Source organism: Thauera sp. (assembly GCF_047601425.1).
Classification (GTDB): domain Bacteria; phylum Pseudomonadota; class Gammaproteobacteria; order Burkholderiales; family Rhodocyclaceae; genus Thauera.
In genome coordinates this window covers 3208935-3227654 of record NZ_JASGJL010000001.1, presented here as the reverse complement: position 1 = coordinate 3227654, position 18720 = coordinate 3208935, and the positions used below count along the sequence as shown (strand labels likewise).

The 18720-nt window shown below is 65.7% G+C and carries 14 protein-coding genes; 6 read left to right on the top strand and 8 right to left on the bottom strand.

The window, feature by feature from the left end; translation table 11 throughout:
* A complete protein-coding gene (gene parA, locus QM748_RS15540; RefSeq protein ID WP_415247813.1) occupies positions 1–660 on the bottom strand; it encodes a ParA family partition ATPase in 660 nt (219 codons plus the stop codon).
* Positions 661–755: 95 nt separating this feature from the next.
* On the opposite strand from parA, the gene QM748_RS15535 reads away from it, so the two are divergent.
* The 4 genes from QM748_RS15535 to QM748_RS15520 all read left to right on the top strand — a co-directional run bounded on the left by QM748_RS15535 (position 756) and on the right by QM748_RS15520 (position 4590).
* Complete coding sequence (locus QM748_RS15535; protein WP_415247812.1) at positions 756–1850, top strand: FUSC family protein; 1095 nt, start codon at positions 756–758, stop codon at positions 1848–1850.
* A gap of 93 nt (positions 1851–1943) precedes the next feature.
* Complete coding sequence (locus tag QM748_RS15530) at positions 1944–2435, top strand: c-type cytochrome (protein WP_415247811.1); 492 nt, start codon at positions 1944–1946, stop codon at positions 2433–2435.
* A 143-nt stretch (positions 2436–2578) separates the two neighbouring features.
* Positions 2579–4213 (top strand): 2,3-bisphosphoglycerate-independent phosphoglycerate mutase, encoded by a 1635-nt coding sequence (gene gpmI / locus QM748_RS15525; protein ID WP_415247810.1) that lies wholly within the window; start codon positions 2579–2581, stop codon positions 4211–4213.
* 2 nt (positions 4214–4215) lie between these two features.
* Positions 4216–4590, top strand: a complete 375-nt coding sequence (locus QM748_RS15520; RefSeq protein ID WP_415247809.1) for a hypothetical protein — start codon at positions 4216–4218, stop codon at positions 4588–4590.
* A gap of 42 nt (positions 4591–4632) precedes the next feature.
* On the opposite strand, the gene QM748_RS15515 is transcribed toward QM748_RS15520, so the two are convergent.
* The 3 genes from QM748_RS15515 to QM748_RS15505 all read right to left on the bottom strand — a co-directional run bounded on the left by QM748_RS15515 (position 4633) and on the right by QM748_RS15505 (position 8926).
* Positions 4633–5100 (bottom strand): bacteriohemerythrin, encoded by a 468-nt coding sequence (locus QM748_RS15515; protein WP_415247808.1) that lies wholly within the window; start codon positions 5098–5100, stop codon positions 4633–4635.
* Between the two features lie 187 nt (positions 5101–5287).
* Positions 5288–7525 (bottom strand): NADP-dependent isocitrate dehydrogenase, encoded by a 2238-nt coding sequence (locus QM748_RS15510; RefSeq protein WP_415247807.1) that lies wholly within the window; start codon positions 7523–7525, stop codon positions 5288–5290.
* Between the two features lie 192 nt (positions 7526–7717).
* Complete coding sequence (locus QM748_RS15505; RefSeq protein WP_415247806.1) at positions 7718–8926, bottom strand: YbfB/YjiJ family MFS transporter; 1209 nt, start codon at positions 8924–8926, stop codon at positions 7718–7720.
* A gap of 104 nt (positions 8927–9030) precedes the next feature.
* Between QM748_RS15505 and QM748_RS15500 the strand changes: the two genes are divergently transcribed.
* The gene (locus QM748_RS15500; RefSeq protein ID WP_415247805.1) at positions 9031–9891 is read left to right on the top strand and encodes a LysR family transcriptional regulator; all 861 of its coding nucleotides are present in this window, start codon (positions 9031–9033) and stop codon (positions 9889–9891) included.
* Between the two features lie 167 nt (positions 9892–10058).
* The gene (gene mscK, locus QM748_RS15495; RefSeq protein ID WP_415247804.1) at positions 10059–13394 is read left to right on the top strand and encodes a mechanosensitive channel MscK; all 3336 of its coding nucleotides are present in this window, start codon (positions 10059–10061) and stop codon (positions 13392–13394) included.
* 164 nt (positions 13395–13558) lie between these two features.
* Here mscK and QM748_RS15490 read toward each other — a convergent pair whose 3' ends face one another.
* The 4 genes from QM748_RS15490 to def all read right to left on the bottom strand — a co-directional run bounded on the left by QM748_RS15490 (position 13559) and on the right by def (position 18631).
* Positions 13559–15820: an OsmC domain/YcaO domain-containing protein gene (locus tag QM748_RS15490; protein ID WP_415247803.1), complete on the bottom strand. Its 2262-nt coding sequence runs from the start codon at positions 15818–15820 to the stop codon at positions 13559–13561.
* Between the two features lie 451 nt (positions 15821–16271).
* Positions 16272–17117: a zinc metalloprotease HtpX gene (htpX, locus tag QM748_RS15485; protein WP_415247802.1), complete on the bottom strand. Its 846-nt coding sequence runs from the start codon at positions 17115–17117 to the stop codon at positions 16272–16274.
* A gap of 60 nt (positions 17118–17177) precedes the next feature.
* Positions 17178–18128: a methionyl-tRNA formyltransferase gene (gene fmt / locus QM748_RS15480; protein ID WP_415247801.1), complete on the bottom strand. Its 951-nt coding sequence runs from the start codon at positions 18126–18128 to the stop codon at positions 17178–17180.
* Complete coding sequence (def, locus tag QM748_RS15475; RefSeq protein ID WP_415247800.1) at positions 18128–18631, bottom strand: peptide deformylase; 504 nt, start codon at positions 18629–18631, stop codon at positions 18128–18130. The genes fmt and def overlap by 1 nt, the downstream gene beginning before the upstream one ends.
* Between the last annotated feature and the right edge of the window lie 89 nt (positions 18632–18720).

Sequence of the window (18720 nt, the reverse complement as noted above, 5' to 3'; positions counted from 1 at the left end):
TCATTCCTCGATCAGTTTGAGAACGGCCGCCACCAGTTGCTCGACTTCTTCCTGGGCAGCGGCGGCGGTACGCCCGAGCCCGAACACCGAAGTGCCGCGCACGGCGCTGAGCGCATACGCACTGCGCTGCGACAGCGCGGCAGTGAGCACCGGCAGCTCGAAATCGTGCAGCACGTCGAGCACGTCCCCCGCCAGCGCGGTGCGCATGACGCGGTTGGGCAGCAATGCGCCGCGCAGGGCCGGACGCTTGCGCTGTCGGTCGAGGATCAGGCGCTCGATGCCGCGCGTCGCCCACAGGTCGGTCGGGCTGGGCACCACCGGCACCAGCGCGAGGTCGCACAGTTCCAGCGCACTCATCGTGTGCGGATGCTCGATGGACGGCGGGCAATCCATGACCACGACGTCGACGCTGCTGACAACCGGTTTCAGGGTCTTGGCCATGTCCTTCGCCCTGCCCTGGAGGCGCAGCGTTTGCGCCGGGAAAGGCGCATCGGGCGGCGCCGATTCGGCCCAGCGCGATGCGCTTTCCTGCGGATCGAGATCGGCCAGGGCGACACGATGGCCGGCCGTCGCCAGACCTGCGGCCAGCTGCATCGCCACCGTGGTCTTGCCCGACCCGCCTTTCTGCGAAATCAGTGCAATCAGCGTGGGTGCTCTCATGTGGAGATCCGGAAAGAAAGGTGATACGGCAGGATGCTATCGCAAGCATCGGCGAGGGTGTGTTACACATCGGGGCACGTCACCGGTACCGGACCATGAACCCTCCATCCGCACTGCACCGACTCAAGACGCTGATGCGCAGCGAATGGCAGCAGCTCACCGCCATCACGCCCAGCAACCGGCGCTGGCAGATGCCATTCGCCGCGGCGCTGTCATCCGGCCTGCCGCTGCTGGTGGGGGCCTACTTCGGCCATCTGCAATATGGACTGATCTCCTCGCTCGGCGGCCTGGTATTCCTGTACCAGCCCAACACGCCGCTGTCGCACCGCATGACCTGGCTGATGGCCTGTTCCTTCGGCATGGCGGCGAGCTACACGCTGGGCGCGATCGTCCATTTCCTGCCGCTGGCGAAGGCGGTGATGCTGGGCTTCATCACCCTGCTGGTGTCGATGGTGGCGCGCTTCTACCGCATCGGGCCACCGGGCAGCCTGTTCTTCGTCATGGCGGCATCGATCGCCGCCTACACGCCCGCCACCATCGAGGAGATTCCGCTCAGGGTCGGGCTGCTGACGATGGGCACGCTGCTCGCGAGCCTGATCGCCTTCTTCTACAGCTTGCACGTGCTGCGCCTGGAAGCGCCCGAGGCCGCCGCGCCGCTGCCGCCGGCGGACTTCGATTTCATCGTGCTGGACTCGATCGTGATCGGCACCTGCGTCTTCCTGTCGCTCGCCATCGCCCAGGCACTCCAGCTCGACCGCCCCTACTGGGTGCCGATCAGCTGCATGGCGGTGATCCAGGGCGTGTCGCTGCGCGCGGTGTGGAACCGCCAGCTGCATCGCGTGCTGGGCACCGCCATCGGCATGCTGCTGGCCTGGGGCATCATCTCGCTGCCGCTGTCGCCGTGGAGCATCGCGCCGATCGTGATCGTGCTCACCTTCATCATCGAAAGCACCGTGGTGCGGCATTACGGCTTAGCCGTCATCTTCATCACACCTCTGACGATCCTGCTCGCCGAAGCGCCCACGCTGGAGCAGCTGCCGGCAGCAGAGCTGCTGCAGAGCCGCTTCATCGACACCCTGCTCGGCTGCCTGATCGGGCTGGCGGGCGGTCTTTGCCTGCACAATGCGCGCTTCCGCGCAATCGTCGGGCGCCATTTGCGCAGGCTCACCCCGGCACGGCTGCGTGCCTGAGCGCCCGGCCCCGAACGACCTGCGGCCGGCGCGGTCGGAACCACCGCCCTGCGAACGCTTTCCCAATCCTTGAAATTCTTCAGCTCCCCGCCCATGTCCAGAACCCGTTTCCCGTTTCCTGCGCTGCCGCCCTTCGCCCGCTCGCCCTTCGCCTTCTCCGCCTTCGTCGTGCTCCTGACCCTCTCCGGCTGTGGCGGCCCGGTAGAGGACACGCTTCCCGGGCAGCCGATCAAGCATCGCCAGGATGCCTTCAAGGCCATGCTGCGCAGCTTCGAGCCGATGGGCAAGATGCTGCGCGAGGATCGCTACCAGGCCGAGGAATTCGCCCGCCTGGCCGCCGAGCTGGTCACCCTGCGCGACGGTCCGTGGCCATACTTCACACCCGGCACGCTGCAGCCGCCGACCAAGGCCAAGGCCGCGGTGTGGGAGCATCCGCAGGACTTCGAGCGCGAACGGCAGGCGTTCCTCGACGCCACCGAGGCACTCGCCCAGGCAGCGCAGACACATGGCAGGAACGGTGCCCAGGCGGCCTATGACAAGGTCCAGGCAAGCTGCAAGTCCTGCCACCGCGGCTTTCGGAAATAGGCCACAGGCATGAAATCGGCGCTGGATCGGTGGCAGGACGTGACAACTCCCATGCGACTGCAGCGCAGATTTGAAGGAAAATAGCGGTTTGGCCGTGCGCGGCTCGACGCGCCGGCATCGATTTTCTTGTTCAGGAAGCGACCATGCTGCAAAAGAACCCCGCCTTCGCCGGCGTCCCGGGCCCTGTCGTCGTGATCGTCATGGACGGCTACGGCATTCCCAGGCACACGGTCGGCAGCGCCATCGACGCTGCCCAAAAGCCGACGCTGGACCGCCTGTTCGCCGAGTATCCGAACATCACGCTGCGCGCCCACGGCACCGCGGTCGGCATGCCGTCGGACGACGACATGGGCAACTCCGAAGTCGGCCACAACGCCATCGGCGCCGGCCAGGTCTATGCCCAGGGCGCGGCGCTGGTCGCCAACGCGATCGCCGACGGCGCGATCTGGCAGGGCGCCGCCTGGCAGGAGATCGTCGCCGCCGGCAAGCGCGCCACGCTGCATTTCATCGGCCTGTTCTCGGACGGCAACGTGCACAGCCACATCGACCACCTGAAGGCGATGGTGGTGCAGGCCAAGGCCGAAGGCGTGCAGAAGGTGCGCATCCATGCGCTGCTCGACGGCCGCGACGTGCCCGAGACCAGCGCGCTGGAATACGTCGTGCCTTTCGAGGCCTTCCTGAACGAAATCAGCACCGGCGGCTTCGATGCCCGCATCGCCTCGGGCGGCGGCCGCCAGTACATCACGATGGACCGCTACGACGCCAACTGGCCGATGGTCGCGCGCGGCTGGCGCACCCACGTGCTGGGCGAAGGCCCGCAGTTCGCCAGCGCCACCGCGGCGGTCGAAGGCTTGCGCGCGAGCCATCCCGGCACCATCGACCAGGATCTGCCGGAGTTCGTCATTGCCGAGGCCGGCAAGCCGATCGGCACCATCGAGGATGGCGACGCGGTGGTGCTCTACAACTTCCGCGGCGACCGCGCGATCGAGATCACCCGCGCCTTCGTCGAGGACGATTTCAACGAGTTCGACCGCGTCCGCCGCCCGCACGTCACCTACGCCGGCATGCTGCAGTATGACGGCGACCTGCAGCTGCCCAAGCGCTTCCTGGTGCCGCCGCCGGCGATCAGGGACACCTCCGGCGAATGGTTCAGCAAGGCCAGGCTGGCACAGTTCGCCTGCTCCGAGACGCAGAAGTTCGGCCACGTGACCTATTTCTGGAATGGCAACCGCTCGAACAAGTTCGACGGCGAAACCTGGCAGGAAGTCCCCAGCGACGTCGTGCCCTTCGAGCAGCGTCCGTGGATGAAGGCCGCCGAGATCACCGATGCGATGATTGCCGCGCTGGAGTCGGGCCAGTACAAGGTGCTGCGCTGCAACTATGCCAACGGCGACATGGTCGGCCACACCGGCAACTTCCGCGCCGCGACGATGGCGGTCGAAGCGGTCGACCTGGCGCTCGGCCGCCTGCTGAAAGCGGTGGACAAGGCCGGCGGCGTCGCCCTCGTCACCGCCGACCACGGCAACGCCGACGAGATGTTCGAGTTGGACAAGAAGACCAAGCAGCCGGCGCTGAACAAGGACGGCTCCTACAAGGCCAAGACCGCCCACACGCTGAACCCGGTGCCGCTGATCCTGTACGACAACGTCAGCGGCGGCAAGCTGGGCCTGAAGCAAGGTGAAACCGCCGGCCTGTCCAACATCGCCGCGACCGTGGCGAACCTGCTCGGCCTGCAGAAGCACGACAAATGGGACGACAGCCTGCTGGTGGTGAAGTGACCATGACGCGCGCCCTCCTTGCCAGCCTCGCGCTGCTGATCTCCGCCTGCAGCCTGCAGCCGCCGGTGGTCGAACAGGACGACGGAATTTCCAGCCAGCACGGGCAATTCCATTTCGTCCTGCCCAGCGGCAAATACAACTGCGACCAAGGCCTTCAACTCGGGCTGCAGCGCGAGATGCAGGGCAAGGTCAACCACCGCCTGCAGCTGGACTGGAAAGGGCGTCGCTATCAGCTCGAACGCGACTTTTCCGAATCAGGCCTGCCGCGCTTCGAAGATGCGGCCAGCGGCCTGGTCTGGATCGACCTGCCATGGAAAGGGCTGCTGCTGGACGGCCGCACCCACGCGCCGCTCGCCAACGACTGCAAGGCGAGCTGATCCAACTCCGGGCGGCATGCGGCGGCGAGGCTTCGCCGCCGCTCAGCGGCGGAAGAAGCGGCTGAACCAGCCGGTATCCTTGCGCTCGCGCTTCTCGGCGATGATGCCGATCATGTTGGCCTTGACCGCCGCGACATAGTCGGCGTCGTCGCGCTTGATGTGGTTGACCAGCCAGGTCGACAGCAGCTTGTACAGCTCGGCGCCGATGTCCTCGCCTGCACGATGCCGCTCAACGTATTCGTTGACCCGCCGCACGAACAGTTCATGCACCCGCTTGTGCGGCTTGCAGAAGGCATAGCCGGCTTCTTCCTGCAGGCTTTCCTCGAAGGCGAAGTGCGACACGGTGTAGTCGACCAGCTCATCGAGCGTGTTTCCGACCTCGTTCCTGTTGCCCGAGGCATTGGCGACTTCGAGCGCGTTGATGTAGTCGGCGATGCGGCGGTGATGCTGATCGATCACATCGATGCCGGTATCGAGATCGGAACTCCAGATAAAGGGCACGCGGTGCATCCTCCGTGATGCCATGGCAGCAAGGGCGGCAGTATACACGCCGCTTTATCGATCCTGCATGCCCTCCCGGCAAGCCGGCAGCCACCCGGGGCCGTAAACGTGAATATGCCGGTGTCCCCTTGCGGGGAAACACCGGCATCGGTTCCGCGCCCGGAAGGCTGTGCCCTCCGGACTCAGGCTTGCGGGATCAGGCGTTGACCGCCTCCAGGATGCCGTTGAGCGTGGTGCTCGGACGCATCACCGCACCGCACTTGACCGGATCGACCTTGTAGTAGCCGCCGATGTCGGCCGGCTTGCCCTGCACCTCGGTGAGCTCGGCGATGATCTTCTGCTCGTTTTCCGCCAGTTTCTGCGCGATCGGCGCGAAGTGCTTCGCCAGTTCGGCATCCTCGGTCTGCTCGGCCAGGGCCTGGGCCCAGAAGGTGGCGAGGTAGTACTGGCTGCCGCGGTTGTCGAGCTGGCCGGTCCTGGGCGACGGCGACTTGTTCTCGTCGAGCAGCTTGCCGGTGGCAAGGTCGAGCGTCTTGGCGAGGATCTTGGCCTTGGTATTGCCGGTCTTGATGCCGAGATCTTCCATCGACACCGCCAGCGCGAGGAACTCGCCCAGCGAATCCCAGCGCAGGTGGTTTTCCTGCGTCAGCTGCTGCACGTGCTTGGGCGCGGAGCCGCCGGCACCGGTCTCGTACATGCCGCCGCCGTTCATCAGCGGCACGATCGACAGCATCTTGGCGCTGGTGCCCAGCTCCATGATCGGGAACAGGTCGGTCAGGTAGTCGCGCAGGATGTTGCCGGTCACCGAGATGGTGTCGAGGCCGCGGATCACGCGCTCCAGCGTGTAGCGCATGGCGCGCACCTGCGACATGATCTGGATGTCGAGGCCGCTGGTGTCGTAGTCCTTCAGGTAGGTCTTGACCTTCTTGATCAGCTCGTTCTCGTGCGGACGATAGGGGTCGAGCCAGAAGATCGCCGGCATGCCCGAGTTGCGCGCGCGGGTCACGGCCAGCTTCACCCAGTCGCGGATCGGCGCGTCCTTGACCTGGCACATGCGCCAGATGTCGCCTTCCTCGACGTTCTGGGTCAGCAGCACTTCGCCGGTGGCGAGGTCGGTGATGTTGGCGACGCCGTCCTCGGTGATTTCGTAGGTCTTGTCGTGCGAACCGTACTCTTCGGCCTTCTGCGCCATCAGGCCGACGTTCGGCACCGTGCCCATCGTGCGCGGGTCGAAGTTGCCGTGCCATTTGCAGAAGTTGATCATCTCCTGGTAGATGCGGGCGAAGGTCGATTCCGGCATCACGGCCTTGGCATCGTAGGTCTTGCCGTCCGCGCCCCACATCTTGCCGCCCTGGCGGATCATCGCCGGCATCGACGCATCGACGATGATGTCGTTGGGCGAGTGGAAGTTGGTGATGCCCTTGGCCGAATCGACCATCGCCAGCGCCGGACGGTGTTCCTGGCAGGCGTGCAGGTCGCGCTCGATCTCTTCGCGCAGCGAGTCGGGCAGGGTCTTGATCTTCTCGTACAGGTCGACCATGCCGTTGTTGACGTTGATGCCCAGTTCCTCGAACAGCTTGCCGTGCTTCTCGAAGGCATCCTTGTAGTAGATCTTGACGCAGTGGCCGAAGACGATCGGGTGCGAGACCTTCATCATCGTCGCCTTCACGTGCAGCGAGAACAGGATGCCGGCCTCGCGGCAGTCTTCCAGCTCGCGCTCGTAGAACTCGCACAGCGCCTTCTTGCTCATGAACATCGAGTCGATGATCTCGCCGTCCAGCAGCGAGACCTTGGGCTTGAGCACGATGGTCTTGCCCGACTTGGTGATCAGCTCCATCTTGACGTCGCGCGCCTTGTCCAGCGTCATCGACTTTTCGCCGTGGTAGAAGTCGCCGTGGTGCATGTGGGAGACGTGGGTCTGCGACCACTGCTTCCATTCACCCATCGAGTGCGGGTTCTTCTTGGCGAAGTTCTTGACCGCGGCGGGCGCGCGGCGGTCGGAGTTGCCTTCGCGCAGCACCGGGTTGACCGCCGAGCCCAGGCACTTGCCGTAGCGCGTGCGGATGGCCTTTTCCTCGTCGGTCTTGGGATCTTCCGGATAATCGGGAACCGGGTAGCCCTTGCCCTGCAGTTCCTTGACGCACGCCTTCAACTGCGCCACCGAGGCGCTGATGTTCGGCAGCTTGATGATGTTGGTGTCAGGCAGCAGGGTCAGGCGGCCGAGTTCGGCCAGCATGTCCGGCACGCGCTGCTCTTCGCTCAGAAACTCCGGGAACTCCGCCAGCACGCGGGCCGACACCGAGATGTCGGCCTCTTCGACGTCGATGCCTGCAGGGCCGGTGAAAGTGCGGATGATCGGAAGGAAGGCCGACGTGGCCAGCAGCGGCGCTTCGTCGGTGAGCGTGTAGATGATCTTGGATTTCCCCTCAGCCATTCTTTTCCCCTATGTTCTGGTCTCTTGCCGCCAAGCCGATGGCGGTACCCGGTCGCCTTGCACGACGCGTGGGCATGCTCGCGCATGTCGGCAGGAAAATACCACGCAACGCCGCCCCCCGGGGGCCGTAAACATCAAAAGCAGCCCCTAAATCTCGTCGGCCAGTTTCACTCCGGACGGGGTCTCCGGCCCTCACCCCTGCATGCAGGGCGCGGCCGCCGCACGCGCAGCCGCGTCACGCCTCTCCACCGCTTTCAGCATCAGCAGCAGCACACAGCCCAGCACCATCATGGCGGCGGCGAAGTAGAGCCCGCCGGCATAACTGCCGAAGTGGGCCCCCAGCCAGCCGGTGACTGCCGGGCCGATGATCTGCGCCACGCCGTAGGAGATCGTCATCTTGCCCATCATCTTCGCCGGCCGCGTCGGGTAGTAGCGCCCGGCCATCGTCAGCACCAGGCTGACCATGCCGACGAAAGTGCCGCCGAACAGCAGCGCCCCCGCCACCGTGCCGACCGTGCCGCCCAGCGTCACCGGCAGCAGGATGCCGACGATCTGCAGCAATGCCGCCAGGATCAGGGCATTGAGCTCGCCGGTGCGGCGGGCGACCAGATCCCACACGATGCAGGTCGGCGCCGCCGCCAGGCCGATGGCGAAGAAGGTCCAGTTGCCCTTGCCTTCGAGTCCGGGCAGGCCGTTGACGATGGCGACGATGAAGGTGGCGCTGATGACGTAGCCGACCCCCGCGCAGAAATACGAGATCATGAACAGGCGCAGGAACAGGGGGCTCGGCGGGTTGTCGTGCATCGGCGCACCGCTCCTGGTCAGCGCACTGGTGTCCGGCGCCGGCAGCCAGGCCAGCGCAGGCACCAGCAGCACGCAGGCAATGGCGGTGAACACGAACCACTGCTCACGCCAGTCCAGTACGCTGCTCATCAGCGCCACGGCCATCGAGCACGCGGCGATGCCGATACCGATGCCGGCGAAGTGGATGCCAAGCTCGCTGCGGTGGCCATGGCGGATCAGCCAGTTCAGGATCAGGCCGGTGCCCAGCAGCATCGCCGCCGAGGTCGCCAGCCCGGCCAGATAGCGCGACACCGCCCATACCACCACGCTGTCGGACAATCCCATCATCGCCGTGGTCAGCACCACCAGCACCAGGCCGGCGCGGTACAGCCGGTCCTTCAGCACCAGATCGCTGATCGATGCCGCGATCAAGGCTCCGGTCAGGTAGCCGGCGTAGTTGATCGCTGCCAGCCAGCCGCCTTCGGCAAGGCCCAGCCCCGCCTGGGCCTGCATGATCGGCAACAGCGGGGTATAGGCGAAGCGCGCCACCCCCATCGCCAGGATCAGGCTGAAGACGCCTGCGCCCAGTACTTTCATCCGCTGGATCTGATCATCCATGTTCTTGTGTCCTGTCTCCTGCTGGAGCAGGAAAGATAGTCGGCGTAAGATATCCCTTCAAGCGATTATTTAAGAATAGACCGTTCTGCTTAAGAGATAAGTGCATGGAACTTCTCGCCCTGCGCACCTTCGAGGCCGTCGTCGATGAGGGCGGCATCCTTGCCGCCTCGCGCAAGCTCAACACCGTCCAGTCCAACGTCACCAACCGCATCCGCCGGCTCGAGCAAGAGCTGGGCACCGAGCTGTTCTTCCGCTCCGGCCGCGGCGTGGAGCTCGCCCCGGCAGGCCGCGTGCTGCTCGACTACGCCCGCCGCATGCTGAGCCTCGAACGCCAGACCATGGCGGCGGTGCGCCAGGCGGGCGAGGACGCGGGAGAACTGCGCATCGGCGCCATGGAAACCTTCACCGCGCTCTATCTGCCGGCCGTGCTGCACGACCTGCGCCAGGCACACCCCACGCTGGAGCTGCACATCAGGACGGATACCAGCGCCGTGCTGATCGACAAAGTGCTGTCCCGCAAGCTGGACTGCGCCTTCATCGCAGGCCCCTTGCTGCATCCGGCGCTGCAGTTCGACGAACTGGCCCGGGAAGAGCTGGTCCAGGTCTTCGCCCCCGATACCGATCCGGCACGCTGCCCGCTGATCCTTTTCCGCGAGGGCTGTGCCTACCGCGCACGCGCGCTCGCGCTGCAGCGCACGCTCGGCCACGTGCACAATGACGCGATGGAGTTCGGCACGCTCGAAGGCATCCTCGGCTGCGTCTCGGTCGGGCTCGGCTGGACGCTGATGCCACGCCGCATCGTCCAGCAGTCGTCCCACGCCCAGCACCTGGCGACTCGTGAGGTATCGGCCGACATCGGCATGGTGCCGACCGGCATGGTGTATCGGCAAACCGACATGCCGCCGCGGCTGCGCGACACGCTTACACAGGCCGTCATCCGCATCGCCGGCAGCTCCGGCAAATGACATGAAGCCACCGCGCCGGCTGCCTGGTCACCTGTCACACGGCTAAACTGCAGCCCTCCACGCCGGGCAATGGCGACACCCCGGCCCGAGGCTGCCCGGTTGGTTGCCGCCCACCGGCCACGCAGCTCCTTCGTTCCTTCTCCCTTTCGTTCCGGGAGCCGCTTCCGATGTGCCATCTGCGTACCCTGCTTTGCGTCCTGCTGCTCATGCCCTTGCTCGCCCTCGCCGAGCCGGCGCCGCTTCCCACTGCCGCCGAACTGCAGGTTCAGCTCGATGCACTCGCCGAGCGCAAGCTGCCCGAAGCCGAACAGCCCGCAGCCCGGCAGGATCTGCAGCAGGCCCTGGCGCATCTGGCGGACGCCGAAAACAGCCGGCAGCAACTGGACGACTTGCGCAAGCAGCTGGCGCAGGCCCCGGCGCTGATCGACAAGATGCGCAACGAGCTGACGCACGGCCAGTCGCAGCCGGCCACGACGGCGGTCACGGCCAATGCCACCCTGGCTTCGCTCGAAACCCGTCTGGGCCAGGCCAGAACGCGGCTCGCCCACTGGCGCACCATGCTGGATCAGGCCGGCACACCGGGTCTGCGCACTGCCACCGAACGCACCCAGGCCGGCATCGCCGACATGCAGGCCCGCATGCAGGCCATCGATGCCGCGCTGCGCAGCGGGCGCGACGGTGGCCGCAGCTTCGGCGCCGAACACCGTGCCGCCCTGGCCGCGGAATGGTACGCGCTCGATGCACGCTCGGCGCTGCGCCTGGCGGAGCTTTCGGGCAGCGGCCTGCTGCAGGAACTGACCCAGGCCCAGCGCGAACTGGCTGAATTCGAACTCGGCCGGATCGAGCACGACATGGAACTGATCCAGTCTGCCATCAACCAGCGCCGGCGTGCGGACATGCTGGAGACCGTGCAACAGCTCAGTCGAGTCGACTCGGACACGGCGACGGGCGGCAGCCTGATGGCGCGCGAGACGGACAGCAACCAGACCTTGTCGGCCTATCTGCTGCGCGCCACAGAACATCTTGCCGATCTGAAACAGCGCAACCTGGACGCCCAGCAGCGCCTGGACGCCCTCAACCGCAGCAGCATGCTGATCGCCGAGCAGATCGAAGTGCTGCAGGACAGCCCGCTGCTGCCGCGCATTCTCAACGAACAGCGCCGGGCCTTGCCGACCCCTCAGCCCGACAACGCGCTGACACACCAGATCGCCGACGTCCGCCTTTACCAGTTCGAGATCAACAAGCAGCGGGAAGCGCTGAGCAAACCGGAAGCCTATGCCGATGCGCTGCTCGCCACCCAGGAACCAGCACCGGACGCTACCGAGCGCGACGCTCTGCGAACCCTGCTCAAGAGCCGTGCCGAACTGCTGGAACGCCTGAGTCAGGAACTCAACGCCATCCTCAGCGAATCGGTCCACCTCCAGCTGCAGGAGACCCAGTTGCTGGCGACTGCCGCACGCCTGCGGACCACGGTGGATGAACAACTGTTCTGGGTACCCAGCAACCCGCCGCTCGATCTCGGCTGGCTCAAGCGCCTTCCCGTCGCACTCGAGCGCCAGCTCGCCGCGATGCCGTGGCGCGCCACTGCGGTCCAGCTGTGGGAAGGCCTGAAGGCGCAGCCACTGGTGATGCTGCCGGTGCTGTTGATCTCGGTGCTGCTGCTGGTGCGCCGGCGCTGGCTGCGTGACACGCTGGAGCGCCTGAATGCCGACATCGGCTACGTGCGCCGCGATACCCAGCTCCACACCCCGCTGGCGATCCTGCTCAACCTGCTGCTGGCACTGCCGGTGAGCCTGCTGCTGGCGATGGCCGGCCTGGCCCTGCAGATGGACGGCCGCGGCCAGAACCTGGCGCTGGGCGTGGGCATGATGAACATGGCGCAGGCATGGCTGGTGTTCTACACCGCCTACCGCATCCTGGAGCCGGGCGGCGTCGCCGAGCGACACTTCGAGTGGCCATCGGCACTGACCCGGACGCTGCACCGCAGGCTGCGCCACCTCGGCTTGGTGGTGCTGGCGGTGGTGCTGGTGGTCGCGGTCGCCGAACGCCAGCCCGAAGGGCTGGAGCACGACGTGCTCGGCATCCTGACCCTGCTGGCCGGCTATGCCGTGATGGCCTGGCTGATGAGCCGCCTGTTGTCGCACCAGCGCCCCGGCGATTCGGCACGTTCGCCCCTGCAACTGGTCGTCAGCCTCGTCCTCGCGCTGATGCCGCTGGCGCTGATCGTCGCGCTGGTGCTGGGCTACTACTACACCGCGCTGAAGCTCACCGGCCGCCTGATCGACACCCAGCTGATCCTGATCGTCTGGGCCATCACCAACGCCACCGCCGTCCGCGGCCTCGCCGTGGCCGCCCGCCGCCTCGAATACAAGCGCGCGGTCGAACGGCGCGAAGCCGCCGAGCACGAGGCCGAAGGAAACGGCACGGCCGGCACCGAGCTGCCCGAAACGCCGATGATCGGCATCGACCAGGTCAACCAGCAGTCGCTGCGCCTGATCCGCCTCGGCCTGCTCGGCGCCCTGCTGGGCGCGCTGTACTGGGTGTGGGCCGACCTGATCACGGTGTTCGCCTACCTCGACAACGTCACCCTGTACGAATACGCCAGCGGCAGCGGCCAGGCGGCCACGCTGATCCCGATCAGCCTGGGCGACCTGCTCGGCGCGCTGCTGATCGCCGCGCTCGCCTTCGTGCTTGCCGGCAACCTGCCCGGCCTGCTCGAAGTGCTGGTGCTGTCGCGCATGCGGCTGGCGCAGGGCAGCGCCTACGCCATCACCACGCTGCTGTCCTACATCATCGGCGGCATCGGCATCGTCGCCACGCTGGGCACGCTGGGGGTGAGCTGGGACAAGCTGCAGTGGCTGGTCGCGGCGCTGTCGGTGGGGCTGGGCTTCGGCCTGCAGGAGATCTTCGCCAACTTCATCTCCGGCCTGATCATCCTGTTCGAGCGCCCGGTGCGCATCGGCGACGTCGTCACCATCGGCAACCTGTCGGGCACGGTCAGCCGCATCCAGATCCGCGCCACGACGATCACCGACTTCGACCGCAAGGAGATCATCGTCCCCAACAAGACCTTCGTCACCGGCCAGTTGGTGAACTGGTCGCTGAGCGACACCGTGACACGGGTGACGATGGCGGTCGGCGTGGCCTACGGCTCCGACCTGGAACTGACCCGCAAGCTGTTGCTGCAGGCTGCCCGCGAAAACCCGCGCGTACTCGAGGAGCCCGCACCGAAGGCGCAGTTCGTCGCCTTCGGCGCCAGTACCCTCGACCACCAATTGAGCCTGCACGTGCGCGAGATCGGCGATCGCGGCGCGGTGGTGGACGAGATCAACCGCCGCATCGACGCGCTGTTCCGCGAATACGGCATCGAAATCGCCTTCAACACGGTCGACGTGCATGTGCGCAGCATCGACGGCAAGGAAACCCGGCTGGAAACCATCAACCATGCTGCCGCCGCTTCGGCGGACGCGGATGCGGGGAAGACACCGGGCGCCCAGGGGTGAAACAGGATGGCGGCCGTTCGGCCACGGCCGTCATCGGGCCCGCGCCGCCGAGGAGACCGCGGAACACCGGCAAGCGGCCGCCCGCCCTATGGAAGATCTGAATAATTCGGTTTTATTCGTCGCTCCCGCGAAGGCGGGAGCCCAGTGCGTTTGACGTCAAGGCCTCAGGGGGTCACTGGATGCCCGCCTTCGCGGGCATGACAGGCTTTTTCAGAACTTCCCTGGCGGGATGAAGCCGCCACCCTGGCCCGCGCCGTGTGCAGTTTCCTGAGGCTGTCGATCAGGCGCTGGTGCCGGTCGAGCCCTTCCAGCGCCATGCTCGTCGGCGTAAGGCCGAAGAAGCGCACGCTGCCGTCCACCGATCCCATCGCCGCATCCATCCGCGGATTGCCGAACATGCGGCGGAAGTTGGCCTCGTAATCGTCCAGTTCCAAGTCGTCGTCCAGCACGACTTCCAGCACCACGTCCAGGGCCTGGTAGAACAATCCGCGTTCGAGCGTGTTCTCGTTGTACTGCAGGAAGGCCTTCACCCGTTCGTGCGCCGCTTCGAATTGCTGCAAGGCGAGATTGATCAGCAGCTTCAACTCCAGAATCGTCAACTGGCCCCAGACCGTGTTTTCGTCGAACTCGATGCCGATCAGCGTGATGATGTCGGTGTAATCATCGAGTTCGCTGTCCTCCAGGCGTTCGAGCAACGCCTCCAGGCCGGCATCGTCGAGGCGGTGCAGGTTCAGGACGTCGGCGCGGAAGGACAAGGCCTTGTTGGTGTTGTCCCAGATCAGGTCTTCCACCGGATAGACTTCCGAATAACCCGGCACCAGGATGCGGCAGGCCGTTGCGCCGAGCTGGTCATACACCGCCATGTACACTTCCTTGCCCATGTCCTCGAGAATGCCGAGCAATGTGGCGGCCTCCTCGGCATTGGCGTGTTCTCCGCGGCCGGAAAAATCCCACTCGACGAAATCGAAACCGGCCTTGGCGCTGAAGAAGCGCCACGACACCACGCCGCTGGAATCGATGAAATGTTCGACGTAGTTGTTCGGCTCGGTCACGGCGTTGCTTTCGAAGGTCGGCCGCGGCAGATCGTTCAGGCCTTCGAAGCTGCGCCCCTGCAGCAGCTCGGTGAGGCTGCGCTCCAGCGCCACCTCCAGGCTCGGATGCGCCCCGAACGACGCATACACGCCGCCCGTGCGCGGGTTCATCAAGGTAACGCACATCACCGGAAACGCCCCGCCCAGCGACGCATCCTTCACCAGCACGGGAAAGCCCTGTTTCTCCAGCGCGTCGATGCCGGCCAGAATGCCGGGGTACTTCGCCAGCACTTCGTGCGGCACGTCAGGCAGTGCGATTTCACCTTCCAGGATTTCGCGTTTCACCGCCCGCTCGAAGATTTCCGACAGGCATTGCACCTGCGCTTCGGCCAGCGTATTGCCGGCGCTCATGCCATTGCTGAGAAACAGGTTGTCGATCAGGTTGGGGGGGAAATACACCACCTCGCCGTCCGACTGGCGCACGTAGGGCAGCGAACAGATGCCACGCTGCACATTGCCGGAATTGGTGTCGTACAGATGCGAGCCACGCAGCTCGCCATCGGCGTCGTAGATCCGCAGGCAGTATTCATCGAGTATTTCAGCCGGCAGCGCATCTCCAGGGCCGGGCTTGAACCAGCGTTCGTCCGGATAATGGACGAACTCCGCGCCGGCAATGTCCTGCCCCCAGAACTGGTCGTTGTAGAAATGATTGCAATTCATCCGCTCGATGAATTCGCCCAGCGCCGACGCCAGGGCGCTTTCCTTGGTCGCGCCCTTGCCGTTGGTGAAGCACATCGGCGAATGCGCGTCGCGGATGTGGAGCGACCACACGTTGGGCACCAGGTTGCGCCATGACGCGATTTCGATCTTGATGCCCAGGTCCGCCAGAACCCCCGACATGTTGGCGATGGTCTGCTCCAGCGGCAGATCCTTTCCCGTGATGTAGGTGCCTGCCCCGGCATCCGGATTCAGCGTCAGCAAGGCCTGCGCATCGGCATCCAGATTCTCCACTTCCTCGATCACGAACTCGGGCCCGGTCTGCACCACCTTCTTCACCGTGCAGCGCTCGATGGAGCGCAAGATGCCCTGCCGGTCAGCGGCGGAAATATCCGCCGGCAATTCGACCTGGATCTTGAAGATCTGCTTGTAGCGGTTTTCGGGATCGACGATGTTGTTCTGCGACAGGCGGATGTTGTCGGTGGGGATGTTGCGTGTTTCGCAGTACAGCTTCACGAAGTAAGCCGCGCACAACGCCGATGACGCCAGAAAATAGTCGAACGGACCGGGCGCCGAGCCGTCGCCCTTGTAGCGGATGGGCTGATCGGCCACCACCGTGAAGTCATCGAACCTGGCCTCGAGACGAAGCTTGTCGAGGAAATTGACCTTGATTTCCATACGGGAACCCTGAAACAGCGCGGCGGACGCCGGGCTGAAATGCAATACCTTTGTCCAGAAAAGGTATATGCGTGGAAAGAATCTACGAACAATCGGATATGGACGAGCGTAACACGATCCATTGCCGACGCTGGCCGCCCGGCAGACACTCGCTGCCTTGCGCGCGGCACAGCCGACGTTGCCACCCGCCATGCGTCGTCCCGGCCCTGATCACCGCCCCCTCGGGCAGGGCATCCGCAGGAGAGCCGGCGGATGGCGGTAGATGCGGACCCGATACGGAATTCGTTCGGCCAGGACGGCCAAGCCCATGCGCGCTTCCGGCCGGAATACCCTCCGGCCAGGAGCCTTTCTCGCTATCGTGGCGCCGAGCCGGCAACTGGCCGTCGACAAAAGAAAACCGCCCCGCCACCTCGAAGGCGGCGGGGCGGCTCGAATGCCGAGGCGCGGGCAGTCAGCGCCCGACCATCTCGCGCAGGCGGGCGATGCGCTCCTGGGTCGACGGGTGGGTCGAGAACAGGCCGCGCAGGCCGCCGCCGGACAGCGGGTTCATGATCATCATCTGCGCCGTTTCCGGGTGCTGCTCGGCGGTGTGCATCGGGATGCCACGGGCGTAGGCGTCGATCTTGGCCAGCGCGCTGGCGAGCGCCTCGGGGTCGCCGGAAATCTCCGCGCCGCCGCGATCGGCACCGAACTCGCGGGTGCGGCTGATCGCCATCTGGATGATCATGCCGGCCAGCGGCGCGAGGATCATCATCGCGATCGACACGATCGGGTTGGGGCGGTCCTCGCCGTCGCGATTGCCGAAGAACATGCCGAAGTTGGCCAGCATCGAGATCGCACCGGCGACCGTCGCCGAGATCGTCGAGATCAGGATGTCGCGGTTCTTGACGTGGGCCAGCTCGTGCGCCATCACGCCGCGCAGCTCGCGCTCGGACAGCATGCGCATGATGCCGGTGGTGGCCGCCACCGCGGCGTTCTCCGGGTTGCGGCCGGTGGCGAAGGCGTTGGGCTGGTCTTCGTCGATGATGTAGACCTTGGGCATCGGCAACTGGGCCCGTTGCGCCAGTTCGCTGACCATGTTGTACAGGTAGGGCGAGGTGCTGGCATCGACCTGGCGTGCCTTGTACATCTTCAGCACGGCCTTGTCGGAGAACCAGTAGGCCCAGAAATTCATCGCGCCGCCGAGCACCAGCGCCATCATCATGCCCTCGCGGCCGCCGATGGCCGCGCCCATCGCGCCGAACAGGGCGACGATGCCGGCCATCAGGATGGAAGTCTTGATCCAGTTTCCTAGCATTGCGTATTCCTTCGTAAAGATTCGCTTCGATGCGGTAGATGGGGGCGGAGCCGCCCTACATCAAGCCGGATCGGCTTCGCCGGAAGCGAAGCGTTCGCCGACAGAGACCGCAAAGCCGCGCAGGAATTCCCCGGCGGGCAGGCGCCGGCTGCCCGGGCGTTGCAACACCGTGCAACGCAGCGCGCCCCGGCCGCAGGCGATGACGACGCCGGCCTCGTCGGCGGCCAGCACCGTGCCGGGTTCGCCTTCGGCGTCGATCACTTCGGCCGACCAGAACTTGACCACCGTATCGCGCAATGTGGAGGCCAGGCCGGGGAAGGGATCGAAGGCGCGCATCGCGCGTTCCAGCTCGGCCGCCGGCCGCCGCCAGTCGACGGTGGCCTCGGCACGGCCGATCTTGGCGGCGTAGCTGACGCCTTCGGCAGGCTGCGGCACCGGTTTCAGTTCATCCAGTTGGGCCAGCGCGGCGACGATGCATTCGCCACCGAGCACCGCCAGGCGGTCGTGCAGCGTCGCCGTGGTCTCGGTGGGCAGGATGGTCAGGCTGCGCTTGAGCAGCATCGCACCGGTATCCAGGCCTTCGTCCATCTGCATGATGGTGATGCCGGTCTCGGTATCGCCGGCCTCGATCGCGCGATGGATCGGCGCCGCGCCGCGCCAGCGCGGCAGCAGCGAGGCGTGGATGTTGATGCAGCCTCGGCTCGGCAGATCGAGCACTGCCTTCGGCAGTATCAGGCCGTAGGCCGCCACCACCAGCACGTCGGGCGCACACGCGGCGAGGCGGGCGCGCTGCTCGTCGGTGCGCAGCCGCTCGGGCTGGTCGACTTCGATGCCGCGCGCCAGCGCCAGCTGCTTGACCGGGCTGGGCGTGAGCTTCATGCCGCGGCCGGCGGGGCGGTCGGGCTGGGTCAGCACCAGCGCCACCTCGTGGCCGGCGGCCAGGATGGCGTCGAGCGCACAGGCGGCGAATTCGGGCGTGCCGGCGAACGCCACGCGGAGCGGGGCGGCCATCAGGCGGTGATCCGGGCCTTCTTGGCCAGCTTGCTCTTGATCCGGCTGAGCTTCAGCGAGGACAGGTACTCGACGAAGACCTTGCCGTCCAGGTGATCGATCTCGTGCTGGATGCAGACCGCGAGCAAGCCGTCGGCCTCGATTTCGCGCAACTGGCCTTTTTCGTCCAGAGCGCGAACCTTCACACGCTCGGCACGGGTCACTTTCTCGTAGATTCCGGGTACGGACAGGCAGCCTTCCTCGCACACCTGTTCGCCGGAGCGTTCGAGGATATCGGGGTTGATCAGCGCGATCAGGTCGGTCCTGTCCTCGGACACGTCGATGACGACGACGCGCTTATGGACATTGACCTGGGTCGCGGCCAGTCCGATGCCCGGCGCTTCGTACATGGTTTCGGCCATGTCGGCGACCAGTTGGCGGATTTCGTCGTCGACCGACTCGACCGGCTGCGCAATGGTGTGGAGCCGGGGATCGGGATAGCGGAGGATAGGTAGTAAAGCCATGAATGCTTGCCGCAATAAACCTTTGAGTGCAGAATTTCAAGTGATTTCGCGCATATGCACATGTAATGCGCGATGATCTCGGGGCGGTC